This is a genomic window from Vibrio sp. YT-16 (assembly GCF_033337405.1).
GTDB lineage: Bacteria > Pseudomonadota > Gammaproteobacteria > Enterobacterales > Vibrionaceae > Vibrio > Vibrio alginolyticus.
Genome location: NZ_JAWOQQ010000008.1, coordinates 124,603 through 143,477, shown reverse-complemented (window position 1 = coordinate 143,477; position 18,875 = coordinate 124,603). Strand labels below are relative to the sequence as shown.

Genomic DNA, 18,875 nt, shown 5'->3' with positions numbered 1-18,875 from the left:
CTACAACTCTCATTTATTGGGTTATGCCTCAGCACTTGCGTCTGTGACAGATTGTTCTGCTTTCAGGAATGCTTTGATTCCATCTAAGTCTCGCGTCCTTGGGATAGGTGGTAGGCTTCCGAGGAAAATACCACCATAGTCTCGCGTGACAAGGCGATTATCACAAATGATCAACGCACCGTGATCCTTCTGATCTCGAATTAATCGCCCGACTCCCTGCTTTAACGTAATCACTGCATCCGGGATTTGTACTTCAGCAAATGGTTCACCGCCACGTAATCGACAATCCTCGATACGGGCTTTGAGTAACGGATCGTCAGGGGCGGTAAACGGTAATTTGTCGATAATAACACAGCTCAGCGCATCACCTCTAACATCAATCCCTTCCCAGAAAGCGCCCGTCGCCACGAGTAAAGCGTTACCCAGTTCCATAAACTCCGCCAAGGTTTTCTGCTTACTCATCTCCCCTTGCATTAACACAGGCAGCTCAAGTACTTCTCGGAACTTCTCACCTAGTTCACGCATCATGCTGTGCGAGGTACATAAAAAGAAGCAGCGACCATCATTTTCTTCAATCACCGGAGCAAGCATTCGGACTAACTTATCCGCTAAGCCGTTACTGTTTGGCTCTGGCAAATACCTTGGCACACAAAGGCGCGCTTGTTTTTGATAATCAAAGGGGGACGGCAGAGAAAATTGCTTTGTAGGCTTGAGGCCAAGGCGCTCAGTAAAGTGCTTGAAGTCGCCCGATACAGCTAGGGTTGCTGACGTGAAAATCCACGCGCCTTGTTTAATCTCTATTTGCTCATGGAACTTGTCCGCGACAGAAAGAGGCGTAATGTGCAGAGCGAAATGACGAGGCGAGGTATCGTACCAGTATGAGTAACCGGTAATATCGACATCACAGACGCGGTCGATGCGGCCTTTGATCAAATTGGCTCGTTCAAAAGCGGTATCCAGTAATTGACTGCGCCCTAAAGCTATTTTGAGTACATCAATCGCCAATTCGAGGCTATCAGTTAAGCGCAATAATTCTCGCTTAATAGAACCTGATTGCAACGCCTCACGCCAGTTGCCACGAAAGCCTGGCTCACCCAAGACAATCCGCATGTCCATTGCGCTTTGCATGAGTTTGTCGCCCACTTTTTGCAATTGACGCATATCTTTGGCTTCGGTGCGGTAGGCTATTTCAATGTCTTTGGCAAGATCGTGAATTTGGCGGCTTGAAACTGACTGGCCGAAATATTCGCTCGCAATATCTGGCAACTGATGAGCTTCATCAAAAATAAACACATCGGCTTCTGGAATCAGTTCACCAAATCCTGTCTCTTTGATCGCTAAATCAGCAAGAAATAAGTGATGGTTCACCACAACAATGTCGGAATCCATGGCTCGCTTACGCGCTTTCAATACAAAGCAATCGGTGTAGCTCGGACACTCTTTACCTAAACAGTTATCATTGGTTGAGGTGATGGTCGGAATGATCATGCTGTCTTCTGGCAGATCATCACAATCACCAAGGTCACCTGTTTTGGTTTCTGATGACCAAGCACGCACTTTAACCAGTTGAGTTAATAACGTCGGGTCAGATTCATTAGTGTGGCTTTCGACCATTTGGCGGCTCAAACGATCCAAACACAGATAATTAGAACGCCCTTTTAATAACGCCACTTGGCCATAAAAACCAAGCGCATTGACCATGAGCGGTAAGTCACGATGGTACAACTGCTCTTGCAAGTTTTTCGAGCCTGTACTGATGATCACTTTTTTACCGCTCAACAGCGCAGGGACTAGGTATGCGAAGGTCTTACCGGTTCCGGTTCCTGCCTCCACCACCAACTGGGTTTGATCTTTGATCGCACTGCTGACGGCTTCCGCCATATCGATTTGTGGCTGGCGAGCTTGAAAGCCAGGAATGGCCTTACCTAACGCGCCATCAGAGGAAAAAGTTTTTGCGATCATGCTTGGTATTGAGTTTGAAAAATTATCGAGAGTATATCAGAGGAATAGGAGTGACATCAGCCCACAATCTGACCAGCTTGCGGCGACACGCGGATATTTTGTTGAAACCAACGTAAGAATAGATTATTTATGGTGAAACATGGCAGTACAGTTACACCCGCTAGGGAATAATAACAAATTCGTACGCTAAAATATTAATGCATGGAAGTACCTGATTTATGGAAAAGAAAACACTGTTGACCCACTGTTCTGACGCCCCGGGCCTCATCTCGAAAATTACTAATATCTGTTACAAGCACCAACTCAACATCGTTCACAATAACGAATTTGTTGATAATACCAGTGGCCACTTTTTCATGAGGACGGAGCTGGAGGGATACTTCAACGATCAAACGTTTCTTGCCGACTTGGACCAAGCTCTCCCGCAAGGTGCTAAGCGTAAATTGGTTGGCTCTCGCCGTAAGCGCATCGTCATTCTCGTCACAAAAGAAGCGCATTGTTTAGGCGATATTCTGATGAAAACCTACGATGGAAGCCTAGATGTTGAGATCGCTGCAGTGGTGGGGAATTACGACAAACTGCAAACTCTCACTGAACGCTTCGACATTCCTTACCACCACGTGACCCATGAAAACCTTAGCCGTGAAGAACACGAGCAGAAGATGCTAGAAGTGATCGATCAATACGATGCTGACTTTTTGGTGCTAGCTAAATACATGCGCGTATTAACGCCGACGTTTGTTGAGAAATATCACCACAAAATCATTAATATTCATCACAGCTTCTTACCTGCTTTTATTGGCGCGAAGCCATATCAACAAGCTTACGATCGCGGTGTGAAAATCATCGGTGCAACAGCACACTTCGTGACTAATGATTTAGATGAAGGGCCGATCATCAAGCAAGACGTAATTCCTGTCGACCATACATTCAATGCCCAAGATATGGCGCAAGCGGGACGCGATGTAGAGAAGAACGTATTGAGTAAGGCTTTGAATAAAGTGATCAATGACCACGTCTTTGTTTATGGGAATAAGACAGTGATCCTGTAATCCCTCCGTACTAGTTACAACGATAGTGAAACCCGTCCAACTTGGCGGGTTTCATCTTTTCAGAAGATCCCCCCTCCAATTCTAACCATCAAAGTTAAACCGATACGTTATAATTTTTCATTTCTCCACAACTATTTACTGAGAGAATGATTCCGTTTATCATTTGCCCTCCTTATAATAAACCACGTTAATATTACGGAATTAAAATGAAAAAAACGTTAGTGGCTTTTCTGATTGGGCTGACTTTACCAGCAACCACAATCGCAGATACTCTTGAGCCTGTTCAGAATGATGTATCCACTCGCATTATCGGCGGCGAACCTGCCAACACTTCCGACTGGAAATTTATTGCTTCACTGGTACGTAAAGGACAACCTACATCTATTGGTCACTTTTGTGGTGGCAGTTTCCTAGGTGGAAAATACGTATTAACTGCTGCGCACTGTGTGGAAGGTCTTAATGCGGACGATCTGGATATCGTTCTTGGTCTTTATGACAAAAACAGAGAGTCTCAAGCACAGCGCATCGCCATTAAAAATATCTATTCACATGATGAATATAACAACATAACAACGAACAATGACATCGCTCTTATTGAATTAGAACGCAATATCGATAGCGCAACTATTGACCTGGCAACGCCAGAACTTTTAGATAGCGTACGCGTAGGAGACAAGTTGCACGTGGCTGGATGGGGAAATACGTCCACGACAGACCGAATATACCCAACCGTTTTACAACAAGTAGATTTGGAATACGTAGATCGAGCTACCTGCCAAAACCTACCAGGAAACTACTCTAATGTATCAGATGACGGTATTTGCGCCGGATACTATTGGGGAGGTAAAGATAGCTGCCAAGGAGATAGCGGCGGTCCACTCATCGTTGATGATAACGGTATCAACAAATTGCTAGGCGTGGTCAGCTGGGGGGATGGATGTGCTCAACCAAACGCTTATGGTGTTTACGCCAACGTCGCTCATTTTCAACACAATGGATGGATAGATAGCCATCGCAATACTATCAGCTTCACTAAGTACCGAGATCTTCGTTTCGTTGAGCGAAAAGCGCAGCAAGAGACCTTTACTATTCGTAATGACGATACTATCCCATTCAACATCTACCAAAGCACAATATCATACGGAAGTACCATCGAGAAAAGCACTTGTACTGGTACCTTAAAGCCTTCGCAAAGCTGTCAAATTACCGTCGGCTACCAACCTAGCTATTCGGGATCAGAAACAACGATAGAGCTCTTTACCGATCATCCGAAACTGTCCAGACTCACAACAACTTTCGAGTATTCAGGTGTAGATAAAGCAAGCAGATCAGTGCGTAATGCCATTCCGCTAGCAGACGCAAATGTTTATACCGGTCAAAACGCTTGGACGGCTGAAAATGGTGAACTGCAATCAGCGGATATGGGAGCTTATCCTGGTGTATCTGAGCTGGTTTTGACCGATCTTCCGAAGGGCAAACTTACCATGGATCTCAAAGTAATGTCCGATGGTTTTGATTACTTGTTCATCTTAGTTAATGGTGAAATTTACGATAGCACCAACCAACTCCTCGATTATAAAGAGATCCAGATCGATCTTTACAAAGCATCTAATACGATAACGTTTGAATACGTCCAACACCCGTTTTCAAGTGGCATTTACAGCGCGCAAGCATTTGTTCGCAACATAAATATGTCAGTCAGCACAGATAATACGGGCGATGCTGGTAACGACGTTAATAAAAAGTCTAGTTCAGGCGGCAGTTTATCTATTGGCCTACTGGTGTTAATGGCTGCAGGTTCATTCGTACGACGCAAAAAAAGGTAACGAGATGAAACATAGACTCAAGATATTCCTACTTGGTTTGGGCACTATCAGTTTAACTGCATGTTCAGCAAACGCAGGACTGCAAACAAACCAGACGTCTGAGCACCAAGCAATGATGGTAGAGACTTATAGGACAAGTGAGAGTCAAATTTCATTTATCACAGAGTCTAACGGCTGCAGTGAAAACGAGGACTTTAGCCTAAAAATAGAGCAAAGCTCACAGACAGAAGCTCTTATTACTATCGTTAGAGACAAGGCGGATCATTGTAAACGAATGCCGTTTCCAAAGACTTTCACACTCACTCTAAATAAAGAGTTGAAAGGCAAAAAACTTTCCATTACCAACCCAAAAAGCAAATCACCGGCTAAATAGTGATTCGCTTACGAAAAGGGAGCCTCGGCTCCCTTTTTACCTCTCGCAACTCAGCAATTCTCACTCTAGCGTTTTACGCCTGCTCAGACTCCACAATACGCTTAAGTGAATGCGGGTGCAGTTTGATACAAATGCCTTGGTACTTAAACGCCACGGTTGGGTTGTTCAAGCGTTCGCCATCCCCTTTCGGGCTCGACAGTTTGATCTTCACACCTAGCTCTTCCAACTCATTAAAACGCGCGCCAAACGCTGGGTAAGTGTGTTTCAAATCAGCAAGAAACTCGTCTGCAGTTTCGGCATGAGACGGAATCACAAACTCCACATGTTCCCAGCTTTCATTTGGGTAGATTTTGCCTTCCGCAGGGTATGGCAATTCCAGACACTCAATCTTCCAACCACGGCTTTCCAACGCTTTGTCGAATTCGATAACGATGATTGGACGACCGTTGATTTTCGCTTGTGAAATCACCTTACCGTATTGATTCCATGCTTCATGCGCGGCTTTTGCTGTTTCAGTATCATTAATTCGCAGCGCAATATGGTCAGCTTGAGCAAAGCTCAGATCCAGTTTTAACAGGGATGCAAGCTCTTCAATCTTCGCCATAAATGCATCCAGATCTTGGATCATCAATTTAGGCGCTAGGCGTTTTTCAACTAGTTGAGTCGTCATTGTGGTTCTCTTTTGGGGCGATTTATCTCATTACTCTGAGCGCAATAGTAAACGCAAACCAAACCACATTTCCATTCAATCGAAAAAGTATAAATTTCCCCAATTCCTCTCTGTATGAAAAGCAATAAAGTTGTTATCATTAGCCCCATTTTTGTGAACTCCAACAGAACTCGGCACTTACTTCGCCGAGTTCTTCGTCCTTGAATTGAAGGAAACGCGTGTGAATATCCAAGCACTTATTAATGACAAAGTATCTCAGGCTCTAGAAGCCGCTGGCGCACCTGCAGGCAGTCCTGCGGCAGTACGCCAATCAGCAAAGCCACAATTTGGTGACTACCAAGCAAACGGCGTAATGGGCGTTGCTAAAAAACTGGGTACTAACCCACGAGAATTTGCACAGAAAGTACTGGATGTTCTAGACCTAGATGGTATTGCAAGCAAGACAGAAATCGCTGGTCCTGGTTTCATCAACATTTTCCTAAGCGAAGAGTTCCTAGCAAAACAAGCGGAAGCAGCACTGGCTGACTCACGTCTTGGCGTTGCAGCAGACGAAGCTCAAACTATCGTTGCTGACTACTCTGCACCAAACGTAGCTAAAGAAATGCACGTTGGTCACCTACGTTCAACCATCATCGGTGATGCGGTAGTACGTACTCTTGAGTTCCTAGGTCACAAAGTGATCCGTGCGAACCACATCGGCGACTGGGGTACTCAGTTCGGTATGCTTATCGCAAACCTTGAGCGTGTACAACAAGAGTCTGGCGAAGTTTCTATGGAACTGGCTGACCTTGAAGGCTTCTACCGTGAGTCTAAGAAACTGTACGACGAAGACGAAGAATTCGCAGTGAAAGCGCGAAACTACGTTGTGAAACTGCAAAGCGGTGACGAGTACTGTGCAGAAATGTGGAAAAAACTCGTTGATGTAACCATGATCCAAAACCAGCGCAACTACGACCGTCTAAACGTGTCACTGACTCGTGACGACGTGATGGGCGAGAGCATGTACAACGACATGCTTCCTAAGATCGTTGCAGACCTAAAAGAACAAGGTCTTGCCGTTGAAGATGATGGCGCGCAAGTTGTATTCCTAGATGAATACAAGAACAAAGATGGCGAACCAATGGGCGTTATCGTTCAAAAACGCGATGGCGGTTTCCTATACACAACAACAGACATCGCATGTGCAAAATATCGTTATGAAGAGCTAAGCGCAGACCGTGTGCTTTACTTCATCGACTCACGTCAACACCAGCACCTAATGCAAGCTTGGACAATTGTTCGTAAGGCAGGCTACGTACCTGAGTCAGTATCTCTTGAGCACCACGCGTTCGGCATGATGCTTGGTAAAGATGGTAAGCCATTCAAGACTCGTGCGGGTGGTACCGTTCGCCTTGCCGACCTTCTAGATGAAGCAGAAGTTCGTGCAGCACAACTGATCGAATCTAAAAACCCTGAGCTAGATGCGGAAGAAAAAGAGAAGATCTCTAAAACAGTTGCAATGGCAGCGGTTAAATACTCTGACTTATCTAAACACCGTACGACTGACTACGTGTTCGATTGGGACAACATGTTAGCGTTTGAAGGTAACACAGCACCATACATGCAATATGCATACACTCGCGTAGCTTCTATTTTCGCTAAAGCTGGTGTTGCTATGGACGCTCTCCAAGGTGACATCAAAATCACTGATGAGAAAGAGAAAGCACTTATTGCTAAGCTTATGCAGTTCGAAGAAGCGGTTCAATCTGTCGCTCGCGAAGGTCAACCACACATCATGTGTAGCTACCTATTCGAACTAGCAGGTCAGTTCTCTAGCTTCTACGAAGCGTGCCCTATCCTAGTTGCTGAAGACGAAGCAGTGAAACAAAGCCGTCTGAAACTAGCAGCGCTAACAGCGAAGACCATCAAGCAAGGTCTGTCTCTACTAGGTATTGATACTCTAGAGCGCATGTAAGCGATTCTAGAATCGAGACGATTTAGAAAGGTTGACGTGAAAGCGTCAACCTTTTGTTTTATCTGGCGTATACTGATGTCATTCAATTCAAATCGGACAACATAATGAGTTTTGAACTGCACCCTCAACTGGCAAAAGACACCACCGTTATCGGCCACTTCCCACTGTGTGTGGCGCTTCTGCATAAAGATAACGCCGTGCCATGGGTTATCTTGGTCCCTAAACGTGCAAACCTAAAAGAGCTTCACCACTTGCCAATGCAAGAACAGCAACAGTTTTTGCTAGAGTCTCAAGCGGTAAGCCAAGCACTGGAAGCAACATTCCGTCCAGACAAGCTAAACCTTGGTGCGCTAGGTAATATGGTGCCACAGCTGCACATTCACCATATTGCTCGCTTCAAAGATGACGTAGCATGGCCGGGACCGGTTTGGGGGAACACCAAAGGTGAATTCCGTACAGAAGAAGAGCAAAACGAATTGCTTGGTCGCATTAAAAATGTGCTGTCACTGAGCTCTATTTTCCAAAAAGCATAAGCACTGCTAGCGAAAATAATTCGCCTTTGAATACGGCTGAAATAGACAGAGAAAGATTAATACGTATTTGTAACAATCTTTCTCATTTTTCTGGGATTATCACTAAAATAAAACTTGTTTAGACTACCAGCTCAGTTAGAGAGGGTCATCATGAAACAAGTCTTCAACACATTCCGATACGTCAGCTGGATCGCCATTATCTGTTCTATGGCTGCTTCATTCTTGCTTTTTCTTATGGGTGCAGCAAAAACCTATTCGGCATTTGCGGTCTTCATTCTCAATCAAACACCTCCAGAAGCACTCGCACATTTAGATAAAGCAGACATCGCGATCGCTTATTTGATCAAGTCACTGGATACGTTTCTTGTCGCACTAGTTTTGTTCATCTTTGCTCACGGCATCTACACACTATTTATTTCCAACAAAGCTAAAGCGAAAACACAAGAGCAGTCGGTTTTGCATTGGATCAGAACCCCAAACATCGGCCATCTAAAAAACATTTTGGCTGAAGTCATCATCGTGATCTTGTTTGTGAAGTTCTTAGAGCTCGTGCTGATTAACTTCGACAGCTTAGATTGGACGATCTTAACATTACCTATTTCGATTTTAGTTTTAAGTCTTGGTTTAAAGTTCCTAGGGTTAGGCGCGACTAAACACTCTGAAGAACATTAATTTCGCTGTATTCACAAACAATAACCAGCAAAATAAAAGCCGCATCATTGCTGATGCGGCTTTGTCGTTTTTACGTGATAATTTTTAGGTGACTAATTTTGATAGTCGCTACATGGTGACTGTCAGAGACAAACCATCTTGTTTAGTCACTGAGTAGCGAACTCGAGTCACGTCATGAGCTTTATTGGTGTCAACTAGGCGGCTAATTTTGCCCTTCTTAATCCACACACTTAACATCGCGTCAGCACCATCTTCACTCATCCCAAACTGCTTAGCCAGATCTGACTGGGAAACGGTTCCTTTGTCTGCAATGTATTGATAAAGCTCTTTTAAAATCATGCTACTTGCGCCTCTAATGCACCGTTTTGTTTCTTACCAACTCGTTTGAACACACGGTATGTGCCAAAGAAGATAGCTACGATCACTGCCATCCAAATGCCACTTGTCACTGGGCTATCTGCGAAATGCGTCAATTGGTTGTAGAACGTCGCACATAGGTAAGCCAAGCCCATTGTCCAAACCGCGATAAAGCGTGCGAACTTATGACCAAACTCACGTACGTAAGCCCCCATCGCCGCCACACAAGGTGTGTACAGTAGGATAAAGATTAGGTAAGCAAATGCGGCATTGCCAGAAGCAAACTGCGATTTAATGTTACCGAAGATAGAAGCATCGACTTCTTGTTCTTCGGCAACGGCATTTGAGTCAGTTAAGTCACCCACTTCAATGCCTAGTGGATCTGAGTAGCTCAAACCGGCTAGGTTTTCAGGGATACTCATTACTGCCTCTTCTAGGCTGCCCATTAGATCAAATTCTGCGTCTTCACCGTCGCTTGGCGTGGTGTATAGGCTGTTAAGCGTACCAACTACCGCCTCTTTTGCGAAGATACCGGTAATGATACCAACCGTCGCTGGCCAGTTATCTTCTTGAACACCGATTGGCGCGAATACTGGAGTCACAACTTGCGCAGCTTTAGAAAGCACCGAGTTTTCGCTGTCTTCGTTACCAAAACTGCCATCAGTACCCAATGAGTTGAAGAAACTCAGAATAGCAACAACGATAACGATGGTTTTACCTGCACCAAGTACAAAGCGCTTTAGCTTTTGCCAAGTTTTGATCACCACGTTTTGTAGCGTCGGAAGCTCGTAATCTGGCATTTCCATCACTAGGCTGTCGCTGCTACCTGGGTAAAGCGTGTGCTTAAGGAAAAGACCTGTGAAGATCGCTGCCACAATACCAAGTAGGTAAAGTGCGAATACAATGTTCTGGCCAGAACCTGGGAAGAATGCCGCAGCGAATAGCGCGTATACAGGCAGACGAGCACCACATGACATAAATGGTGCCATAGAGGCAGCCAGTTTACGCTCACGTTCTTGGTCTAGAGTACGAGTTGCCATGATTGACGGTACGTTACAGCCAAAACCAAGAACCAACGGTACAAATGCTTTGCCCGGTAGGCCGATCTTCTGCATCACTTTATCTAGTACGAATGCTGCACGAGCCATGTAACCTGAGCTCTCAAGTACCGCTAGGAAGAGGTACAAACACGCGATAACCGGAATGAAGGTTGCAACCGTCTGGATACCACCACCGATACCATCAGCAAGAACCGTCACTAACCACACAGGCAAATGACCGTCTAACAAGTGATGCCCACCATCAACCAACAGAGCACCAACACCAATATCGAAGAAGTCGATGAACGCACTACCAATGTTGATAGAGAACATGAACATTAGGTACATAACAACAAAGAAGAAAGGAATTCCAATCCACTTGTTCAAAATAAACTGGTCGAGTCTTTCAGTCACACTACGACTTAACTTGCCTTCGCTTCGGCGAACTTTTTTACACTGTTCATGCAGATGCGTGTACTTAGTATCCGCGACATGCAAATCGATATCCAAATCTAACGTCGTAATGACTTCCAAGACTTTGCTTCTATCAATATCAGAAAGACTATTGAGCACCATTGTGTCTTTTTCAAGCGCACGAATCGCTAGTGCACGATGAGCGACGTTTTGGTCGTTAAAAAGTGCGGAAACCGTTTGAATTGCCGACTCCATCTTCTCACCGTAATGCAAAGACAATTCTTTAAGTGGCACTCCTTGAACGATGGATTTATGGAGCTTTTCTTTAAACTCTGCCACTTGAGTTTTATTGGTTGCAGATAAACTGACAACCGGACAACCTAACGTTTTCTCAAGCTCTGCAACGTTAATCATCTGACGTTCACGCTTTAGCGCATCCATCTTGTTGAGGACAACAATCATAGGGCGACCAAGTTCGCGAAGTTGCAGCGTCATGTATAAGCTGCGCTCTAAACTTGTAGCATCCACCACGTTAATAATGAGATCAGCAGGATGAGTTAGAACCGCACGCGATGCGATGGATTCATCAATACTATTACTATCATTACCACTGTCTAATGAGTAAATACCCGGAAGGTCAGTGAGCAAAAACTCATCCCCAGCATGCTTGAATTGTCCCGTTTTCTTTTCAACCGTGACGCCTGCCCAGTTACCAACTTGCTGTTTTGCGCCAGTTAAACCATTAAATAGCGTCGTTTTACCACTATTAGGGTTACCTACGGTTAGCACTTGATATTGCATTACACTCGCTCCACTTCAATTTTCTGAGCAATTGTTTCTCGCAATGCGACAGACACACCACGGACTTCGACTTGTAAAGGATCGCCCATTGGCGCACGTCGAATCACTTTGACTTCTGTATTGGGAAGCAGCCCCATTACCATGAGTTTCTTTCTGATATCTGATGAAAGACCATCTAACAACCGAATCGTCACCGTATCGCCAGGATTAATCTCTGATAACTTCATAGTGGCCCTTAAGAGTATTGCTAATGAGAAATATTATTATTTAATAAGTTTAGGTTGCCAATATTACTCCCCTATACCCCTTCAATCCTTGTGTGAAATCAAAGATTCCGTAAATGTTTTCACGCTTTCAAACGTTAACTTCGTAAATTTCCTCTCGTTATTTACGTCAAAATTAACAATTAAAAATGACACCTAACGAAACAAAAATGTCACAAACCAAGACAGAAAACAAAAAATTAAAATTAAAACAATGGTTTAAGTAAAAAACCAAACGTTGTCGCTTTTCTCATATAAACATGGCGTTATTTTTATAAGAAAAATAAGTAACCTCTCGTATAGTTACTCCATCGAGAGGGCAACCTCTCTAATAAATTCCAGAGGTGGCATGGCAACATGTCACTCCGGCAGCAAGCGAAGGTGTCCTTGACACCCGTGGTATAGTCCCCCCGGCTATACCACGATATTTTTTTTCACCTCTTTCAAAACTTCTTTACCTTATCCATCTTTTCAACACAGTTTTCGTTTTCACGAATGTCGCACACCATCATTCACCCAAATGAACAACGCTCTTTTGATACAGCAATACAACTGTCATTTATTTGTTGCAACTATCAATAAATCATTCTCTTGAAGCCATTTATGCTTATTGCTATGAACATCGCGACTAACAGATAGAACGTGATCGTGCTTACGTGTTGAGAATGGATTTGTAGGCTAGATGTGATGAAAAAACAATGAAACTCACTGCGTTAGCAACTGCAGCAATAATAGAGCACTGCATGCAGCTCCCCAGCATCTTAACTATTAACTAGGGAGCGTGTAATGAAGGTTTTCTAGTTAATTTCTTGGCTTTCTTGAGTCAAAGCAAACTTGGACGGGGGCAAACCAAAATGTAGCTTAAACTTTTGGCTAAAGTAAGATGGATCATTAAAGCCACAGTTAAAGGCGACTTCACTGATTTTCTCACCCGCCAATAACTGTTCACACGCCGTTTCTAAACGAACCTCTGTGACATAGTCTTTTAACGTTCTTGACGAGGCAGATTTAAAACGTCTCTGCAAAGAGCGTTCAGACATATACAGCATTTTAGCGGCTGACGCAGTGCCAAATTCAGGATCATGGTAATGCTCTGCCACTAATTGATAGACTTTTTGCAACCACTCTTTCTCTGGTGTGACTTGATCTTCTGCAATAGTTACAGGATTGAGTTCTTGCTGCGGTTCATCCAGATAACTACTTTCCTTCGCAGATGGCCATGTAATCTCGACTTTGTTTTGAGCATCAGAAGAGAAGACAGCCAAATAACCACCACTCGTTGTCACTAATTGGGCAAGGTGGTCAATACTCAACTCAGAGTGATTTAAGTTAGATGGAAACCCAGTCGCGACTTTATTAGGTAATTGCGTCCCGTAATCAAGAAAGCTCAATGACACAATATCATGCCCCTCTTCTAGCATAATTCTAACCGTTTGACCTCGGAAAGAGCGCTTGATGATATTGGCAAAAATGCTATTGAAAATAACATCAAGATTAAAGCTTTCCAGAGCAACCCGGCTCTGCTTGCTCTCATCTTCTAGCTCTACCAAAATACCCGCTTTTGCAAAGTCATCTTGCCATACATCAACCACTGACTGAGTTATCTGACTCAAGTTGTAGTTCTGGCTCCCACCACTTACATCACTTGGAACACTTTTGAGTTCATTTAACTGCCAATTCGTTTTAGCCAAATGATCCTCTGTCGCAGTATCCAGAGGCATAGGTAGTTTCGCCACAATAAAGTCGACGCTTGATTTTATGGATAGAGCTACATGGTCTACGAGTAGGTTTCTAACTTGAATCTGTTTACGTAATTGCTGGTTGCTCGTAAGCAACACTCTACTTTGATGTCTTAACTGATTCGTTTTGAGGGTCACTTGAGCTGCTAGATCACGGTTAGCCTGTACAACGTAGCGCGAGCGCCAGAATACGAGTACTGCAACGACCGCAATACTAGCTACGACAAAGCCTAAAATAGCAAATCGCGATAGATACCAAGGATGAAGGACGATAAAGTGAGATTCTAAACCAACGACTCCAGCGGCAACTTGAGACTCATTACTGACCTGCAAGTGATATTCACCGGAACTAAGGTGCTCGAGTGTCAGTTGGCCCCCCTCTAACGTTTGCCATGGGTCATCGTTGTTCAATCGATAGTACAAGTTTTGACTGTCTGGTTTTGGCATCACACCGAATAAAAAACTCAGCGAAGATCCATATGGCAGTGTGAGCCCATTCAGATCGGCACTACCAACTTGCAGAACTTCATTTTCAAGCACAACTTGGCTAACAATAAACTTAGACTCTGGGGGATTAGATACAAGCAGCTTGGATGCTTCTGCTTTTACGAGTCCGTACTTCGACCCCAGAACAAGCTCTCGCTCACCAATTTCTGTCTGCTGTATAACGCTACAAATACCAGGGAGGAACTCATTGTTCATTAAGCCTGATGACGATGAGTAATGTTTCACTAACTCACCCGAAAGGTGGTAATAGCTTAAACCGACAGAGGAAGCTAACCATACACCTTGCCTGTCTCTGATCAAGCAAGCAGGTCTGGCGTTGGGCTCACTCATTTCAACAACACGTTTTTCATCGCTTCGTGTATCAGTTTTAAACACACCATAAGATGAAGCAAACCACTGGCTGCCATCAACCGCCGTGGTCATGTCTAATGATTCACCAAACTTTTCTGAAAAACGGATAAACTGGATGTTGTCATTACTGTATTGGTATACGCCATGATCGGTGCCTATTAATAGGGCATCTTCAGTATCATATAGGCGCGTAACCTTAGCAGGCAAATACTGACTTACTAGCCACTCACTTCCAAAGTTTCGTACGCTTCGTGCAGCAGTATCAACATTGTAAAGATGGTATCCGCTTGATACCCAAAGACGGTCATCACCATCAACGGTCACATGCTCTACGGCATGTCCGGCCATAACCTGTAAATAAGGATATGTAATCTTGTTGAGACCATTTAACTCAAATATTTCCAGCCCTTTTGAGGTCGCAAGCCAAAGCATACCGTTTTGAAACGCAAATTCATTGATCTGCGACTCCAACTCTAAGACTTGGTTAATCCCACTCTTTCCTGAACGATAAATCTTTCGGTCATCAGCAAACCAAAGCGCACCATCAGGACCTTCAATAGTTTGCCGAATTCGTCCTGATAGGGTGTGTGAGTCATAACTACTAAAGGTCACTCGTTCAAATTTTTTACTAAATAGCGAGTAATAACGAATACCTTGGTTAGTCGCAATCCACATCCCTCCCATATTGTCGCTCAACAACGAATAAATCTTCGTGTTATCTAACTCTAACTCAAGAAAACTTGCAGGCGCGACTTCGGTGACCTCACCTGAAAAAAATGAGTACAAATAAAGACCATGCTCGGTCCCCACCCAATACTCTTGATTTGTCTCTGCGAATGTCAAAACATGTGAGCCGCCAATTCTAATCACTTCTTTATCAGGCTGGTAAATGTTGAAAATTAAAGCGCCACGCAATGTACCTATCAAAATTTCTCTTCGCGTGTGTGAATAATAGACTTTCTCAATGTAGTTTTGACCTGAGGCAGCGACATGGTCAAACTTATCACCTTCAGAAAGATAGAAGCCGGAAGTCGTTGCTAGTGCCCACTTGGTTTCAACTAGCACCGCATCATTAATGTAAACGTAGCTATTATTACTATGTTGATAGAGCTGCAATAGAGAGAAAGAGTTTAACTCGCTAGTGTCGATATTGTAGGTATAGAAATGCGCGCCATCACTCACCCAAATATAGTTCTTTGAAGACCCTATTTTTCTTATTTGTGAGCCTGGATTTAAACTAAAGACTAAACGTCGTTCCTGATTTGGATAGGTTCGATAGACCTCATTTTCAATAAAGGTCCAAAAAGCACCTTTATGATAAGCCAACTGCTTAGCCGACGTTTGTAGGAAGCTACCTGATTTAGGCAATATAGTTTGACCATCGTAAAACAGGACTCGTCCGTGTACGTCATGAATCCACAAACCGCCCTTTTCACCCAAGAACAACTTTTTAGCCGCGATAAAAGTACCCTTTGCCTGAGTTGGCAAAGGGTAAAAGATTGCATTTGCATTATGAAGCGCAAATGCTTGGTAGGATAAGACAAAGCCCAACAGAGCAAGGGCTAATTGGCGTAGCAAGACGAAAACCTTTTGTATCAATTTGTGCTCTGAAAGTGACCGTTCATCGTTTGTAAAACATGGATTGATACGGTTATTTTGAGCTGATAATTATTGGTAATGATATCTCAATTACTTTCTGAGAAAAGGCTCGCCTTACCAAAGGTTGTAATTCTTACTACTGGATCACGTTAAAAAGACTACTCCTACATTACGACAGCACTTAATCTGACTTTTTGTTCAAGCATTGCTCAAAACTATTCGCCATATTGTTGAGAAAAGTAAAGTAACTGCCAGGTTTTGCTTCAATTGTACTCCCTAACGGGTCAAGCTCGCCTTTAGCGACATCACTGCCTCTCATTACGCTCTGAACGACAGCCGGGGTAAACTGAGGTTCAGAAAATACACAAGCCACATCTCCACCACTTAGCTTTTGACGAATTTGAATTAAGGTCTTCGCTCCTGGCTTGCGTTCTGGGCTCACAGTAAAATACCCCATTTGATTTAGTTCATAACGATCTTCGAAATAACCGTAAGCATCATGGAATACAAAGTAACCTTTGTTTTTTACTAGTGCCAGCTTCTGCTTTATCTGTTGGTCAGTGTCTTTTAGCTCGAGTTCAAACTTTTTGAGGTTCGCTTGATATTGAGCTGCATTTTCCGGATCAAGTGATACAAGTTGATTCACAACAGCCTTGGCCACTTGTTGTGCTTGGCTTACACCTAGCCAAAAGTGCGGATCATGTGAGCCATGATCGTGCCCATCATGGTCATGGTTGTGCTCACTATCAAATTCACGCAATTCTAGATTTGGAATTTGACTAATAGTCAAAGTATTCGATCTATCCGAAACAACTTTCTCTAGAAACGGTTCAAGATCATGTCCGTACCAGATAACCAAATCAGCCGAAGCGACCTTTTTAACATCCGATGGACGCAAAGCATAGTCATGGGGTGATGTGTTAGACTGCAATAGCACGTCTGGTGAAGTTACTCCTTGAGTAAGCTCTGTTACTAACAACTGAATAGGTTTGATACTCGTCAGTACCGTTACCGCCTGTGCTGGCAGTGTTAACATTGCTGAGGCAGCAAGAATTAATGCTCTTTTCATAGTTTTACTTGGGATATGGCGTGGAAAGTGAGATAATGTTACATTATAACATTATTGATTTGCAAATGAGTTTCATTCATGTCTTCCTTAGTCCATCTTGAGCAGTTATGCGTCGAGTTCGATGGCCGCAGAGTTCTCGATAACATTAGTATGGAATTAGAAAAGGGCAAAATAACTACCCTAATTGGTCCCAATGGAGCGGGAAAATCAACGTTAGTCAAAGTTATCTTAGGTCTTCAAAAGCCGACTAGCGGCAAGTTGAACCGACAAAGAAAACTGAAAATTGGTTACGTTCCTCAAAAGTTGAAGCTCAATGACTCCCTTCCATTGAATGTAACCCGCTTCCTAAATTTAGCAGGAAAATACAGTAAGCAGGAGTGCATTGATGCATTAAGGCTTGTTGGCGCTGAACATTTACTTAATAGTAATATGCATCGCTTATCCGGTGGTGAAAACCAACGAGTGTTACTGGCGCGCGCTCTGCTTCAGCGTCCTCAGCTATTAGTATTAGACGAACCAGCTCAGGGGGTGGATATCCAAGGTCAAATCGATCTCTATGACTTAATTGAGAGCATTCGTCACCGCTTTGATTGTGGCGTATTTATGGTATCGCATGACTTACATTTAGTGATGGCGAAAACGGACGATGTTATTTGTCTGCATCACCATGTTTGCTGCTCAGGTTCACCTGCCACTATTACTCAGCACCCTTCTTACATCGCGCTATTTGGCAATGCAGCGAGAGAATCTCTCGCGTTTTATCATCACGACCATGAGCACCATCATCACGATTTATCCGGAACGCCAGTAAGCGGTGATGCGACATCATGCTCCCACCATAAACACGGACATCACCATCATGATTGAGTTTCTCCTACCTTCTATTCTTGCTGGTATTGGTATCGCGATCATTGCCGGTCCACTTGGGTCATTTGTCGTTTGGCGTAAAATGGCTTACTTCGGAGATACCCTAGCTCATGCATCGTTAATGGGCCTAGCGCTGGGCTTCTTGCTCAGCGTAAATCTCTACCTTGCGCTACTCGTCTGCTGTTTAGCTCTGGCCGTTTTGCTTGTCACTCTGCAAAAGCAACAACTTGTGGCTACAGACACGTTGTTAGGTATCTTGGCACACAGTGCACTCTCTATCGGTTTAGTATCGGTTAGCTTTTTGGAAAACGTGCGCGTCGATTTAATGAGCTACCTATTTGGGGACTTACTTGCCGTCTCTCCACAAGATCTGATGTTTATTTACGCAGGTGTTGTTGCGGTAAGTGCGTGTTTGTACGTCTTCTGGCGCCCACTGCTTTCTAGCACTGTTAGTGAAGAACTTGCCGCTGTTGAGGGCGTGAATACAGACTTAGTTAGATTGGTGTTAATGCTAATGGTGGGTGTAGTAATCGCAGTAGGTATGAAGTTCGTTGGCGCGTTGATCATGACTTCGCTCCTAATTATCCCAGCAGCAACAGCACGTAAAGTCTCTTCATCACCAGAGCAAATGGCATTGTTCGCATCCATTATTGGCTCAGTGGCAGTACTGATGGGGCTTAGCCTATCATGGCACTTCGATACACCGGCCGGCCCTTCCGTAGTGATCAGCGCAACATCCTTATTTATGCTGAGCCAGCTGATTAAAAGCAAAGCATAATCGCATTGAGTATTAAACGCGAAAGACCTTGCTAACAACAAACATAAA

15 protein-coding genes are annotated in these 18,875 nt (G+C 43.9%); 8 read left to right on the top strand and 7 right to left on the bottom strand.

Translation table 11 applies throughout. The features are described from left to right. Positions 1–21: 21 nt before the first annotated feature. Positions 22–1,962 (bottom strand): ATP-dependent DNA helicase, encoded by a 1,941-nt coding sequence (locus R7F07_RS14870; protein WP_005382210.1) that lies wholly within the window; start codon positions 1,960–1,962, stop codon positions 22–24. 218 nt (positions 1,963–2,180) lie between these two features. Between R7F07_RS14870 and purU the strand changes: the two genes are divergently transcribed. From purU to R7F07_RS14855, 3 genes are all read left to right on the top strand, one after another. Further along, on the top strand, positions 2,181–3,014 hold the full coding sequence (purU, locus tag R7F07_RS14865; protein WP_005382206.1) for a formyltetrahydrofolate deformylase: 834 nt from the start codon (positions 2,181–2,183) through the stop codon (positions 3,012–3,014). A 206-nt stretch (positions 3,015–3,220) separates the two neighbouring features. Next, positions 3,221–4,840, top strand: coding sequence for a S1 family peptidase (locus R7F07_RS14860; RefSeq protein WP_005382202.1), 1,620 nt, complete (start codon positions 3,221–3,223; stop codon positions 4,838–4,840). A 4-nt stretch (positions 4,841–4,844) separates the two neighbouring features. Beyond that, positions 4,845–5,213: a hypothetical protein gene (locus R7F07_RS14855; protein WP_171343123.1), complete on the top strand. Its 369-nt coding sequence runs from the start codon at positions 4,845–4,847 to the stop codon at positions 5,211–5,213. Between the two features lie 73 nt (positions 5,214–5,286). Here the strand turns inward: R7F07_RS14855 and R7F07_RS14850 are convergent, their stop codons facing one another. Beyond that, complete coding sequence (locus R7F07_RS14850) at positions 5,287–5,883, bottom strand: VOC family protein (RefSeq protein WP_017819945.1); 597 nt, start codon at positions 5,881–5,883, stop codon at positions 5,287–5,289. Between the two features lie 220 nt (positions 5,884–6,103). Between R7F07_RS14850 and argS the strand changes: the two genes are divergently transcribed. The 3 genes from argS to R7F07_RS14835 all read left to right on the top strand — a co-directional run bounded on the left by argS (position 6,104) and on the right by R7F07_RS14835 (position 9,042). Beyond that, on the top strand, positions 6,104–7,837 hold the full coding sequence (gene argS / locus R7F07_RS14845) for an arginine--tRNA ligase (protein WP_025517318.1): 1,734 nt from the start codon (positions 6,104–6,106) through the stop codon (positions 7,835–7,837). A gap of 104 nt (positions 7,838–7,941) precedes the next feature. Continuing rightward, positions 7,942–8,370: an HIT family protein gene (locus R7F07_RS14840; RefSeq protein WP_005382194.1), complete on the top strand. Its 429-nt coding sequence runs from the start codon at positions 7,942–7,944 to the stop codon at positions 8,368–8,370. Between the two features lie 150 nt (positions 8,371–8,520). Beyond that, complete coding sequence (locus R7F07_RS14835; RefSeq protein ID WP_042523163.1) at positions 8,521–9,042, top strand: YqhA family protein; 522 nt, start codon at positions 8,521–8,523, stop codon at positions 9,040–9,042. Between the two features lie 108 nt (positions 9,043–9,150). On the opposite strand, the gene R7F07_RS14830 is transcribed toward R7F07_RS14835, so the two are convergent. From R7F07_RS14830 to znuA, 5 genes are all read right to left on the bottom strand, one after another. Beyond that, positions 9,151–9,381, bottom strand: a complete 231-nt coding sequence (locus R7F07_RS14830) for a FeoC-like transcriptional regulator (protein ID WP_005426709.1) — start codon at positions 9,379–9,381, stop codon at positions 9,151–9,153. After that, on the bottom strand, positions 9,378–11,654 hold the full coding sequence (gene feoB / locus R7F07_RS14825) for a Fe(2+) transporter permease subunit FeoB (RefSeq protein ID WP_053307516.1): 2,277 nt from the start codon (positions 11,652–11,654) through the stop codon (positions 9,378–9,380). The genes R7F07_RS14830 and feoB overlap by 4 nt, the downstream gene beginning before the upstream one ends. Then, entirely contained in the window at positions 11,654–11,881 is a 228-nt protein-coding gene (locus R7F07_RS14820; protein ID WP_005382190.1) for a FeoA family protein, read from the bottom strand. The genes feoB and R7F07_RS14820 overlap by 1 nt, the downstream gene beginning before the upstream one ends. A gap of 833 nt (positions 11,882–12,714) precedes the next feature. Next, positions 12,715–16,092, bottom strand: a complete 3,378-nt coding sequence (locus tag R7F07_RS14815; RefSeq protein WP_171343124.1) for an AraC family transcriptional regulator — start codon at positions 16,090–16,092, stop codon at positions 12,715–12,717. Between the two features lie 202 nt (positions 16,093–16,294). Continuing rightward, on the bottom strand, positions 16,295–17,182 hold the full coding sequence (gene znuA, locus R7F07_RS14810) for a zinc ABC transporter substrate-binding protein ZnuA (protein WP_171343125.1): 888 nt from the start codon (positions 17,180–17,182) through the stop codon (positions 16,295–16,297). A 78-nt stretch (positions 17,183–17,260) separates the two neighbouring features. Between znuA and znuC the strand changes: the two genes are divergently transcribed. After that, positions 17,261–18,049: a zinc ABC transporter ATP-binding protein ZnuC gene (gene znuC / locus R7F07_RS14805; RefSeq protein ID WP_005382185.1), complete on the top strand. Its 789-nt coding sequence runs from the start codon at positions 17,261–17,263 to the stop codon at positions 18,047–18,049. Then, positions 18,042–18,827, top strand: a complete 786-nt coding sequence (gene znuB / locus R7F07_RS14800; RefSeq protein WP_171343126.1) for a zinc ABC transporter permease subunit ZnuB — start codon at positions 18,042–18,044, stop codon at positions 18,825–18,827. The genes znuC and znuB overlap by 8 nt, the downstream gene beginning before the upstream one ends. Positions 18,828–18,875 lie beyond the last annotated feature (48 nt).

What these genes read in the sequence shown, in the direction of transcription:
- R7F07_RS14870 (WP_005382210.1), bottom strand. Translation starts at nt 1,962, where the DNA reads ATGATCGCAAAAACTTTTTCCTCTGATGGCGCGTTAGGTAAGGCCATT.
- purU (WP_005382206.1), top strand. Translation starts at nt 2,181, where the DNA reads ATGGAAAAGAAAACACTGTTGACCCACTGTTCTGACGCCCCGGGCCTC.
- R7F07_RS14860 (WP_005382202.1), top strand. Translation starts at nt 3,221, where the DNA reads ATGAAAAAAACGTTAGTGGCTTTTCTGATTGGGCTGACTTTACCAGCA.
- R7F07_RS14855 (WP_171343123.1), top strand. Translation starts at nt 4,845, where the DNA reads ATGAAACATAGACTCAAGATATTCCTACTTGGTTTGGGCACTATCAGT.
- R7F07_RS14850 (WP_017819945.1), bottom strand. Translation starts at nt 5,883, where the DNA reads ATGACGACTCAACTAGTTGAAAAACGCCTAGCGCCTAAATTGATGATC.
- R7F07_RS14840 (WP_005382194.1), top strand. Translation starts at nt 7,942, where the DNA reads ATGAGTTTTGAACTGCACCCTCAACTGGCAAAAGACACCACCGTTATC.
- R7F07_RS14835 (WP_042523163.1), top strand. Translation starts at nt 8,521, where the DNA reads ATGAAACAAGTCTTCAACACATTCCGATACGTCAGCTGGATCGCCATT.
- R7F07_RS14830 (WP_005426709.1), bottom strand. Translation starts at nt 9,381, where the DNA reads ATGATTTTAAAAGAGCTTTATCAATACATTGCAGACAAAGGAACCGTT.
- feoB (WP_053307516.1), bottom strand. Translation starts at nt 11,654, where the DNA reads ATGCAATATCAAGTGCTAACCGTAGGTAACCCTAATAGTGGTAAAACG.
- R7F07_RS14820 (WP_005382190.1), bottom strand. Translation starts at nt 11,881, where the DNA reads ATGAAGTTATCAGAGATTAATCCTGGCGATACGGTGACGATTCGGTTG.
- znuA (WP_171343125.1), bottom strand. Translation starts at nt 17,182, where the DNA reads ATGAAAAGAGCATTAATTCTTGCTGCCTCAGCAATGTTAACACTGCCA.
- znuC (WP_005382185.1), top strand. Translation starts at nt 17,261, where the DNA reads ATGTCTTCCTTAGTCCATCTTGAGCAGTTATGCGTCGAGTTCGATGGC.
- znuB (WP_171343126.1), top strand. Translation starts at nt 18,042, where the DNA reads ATGATTGAGTTTCTCCTACCTTCTATTCTTGCTGGTATTGGTATCGCG.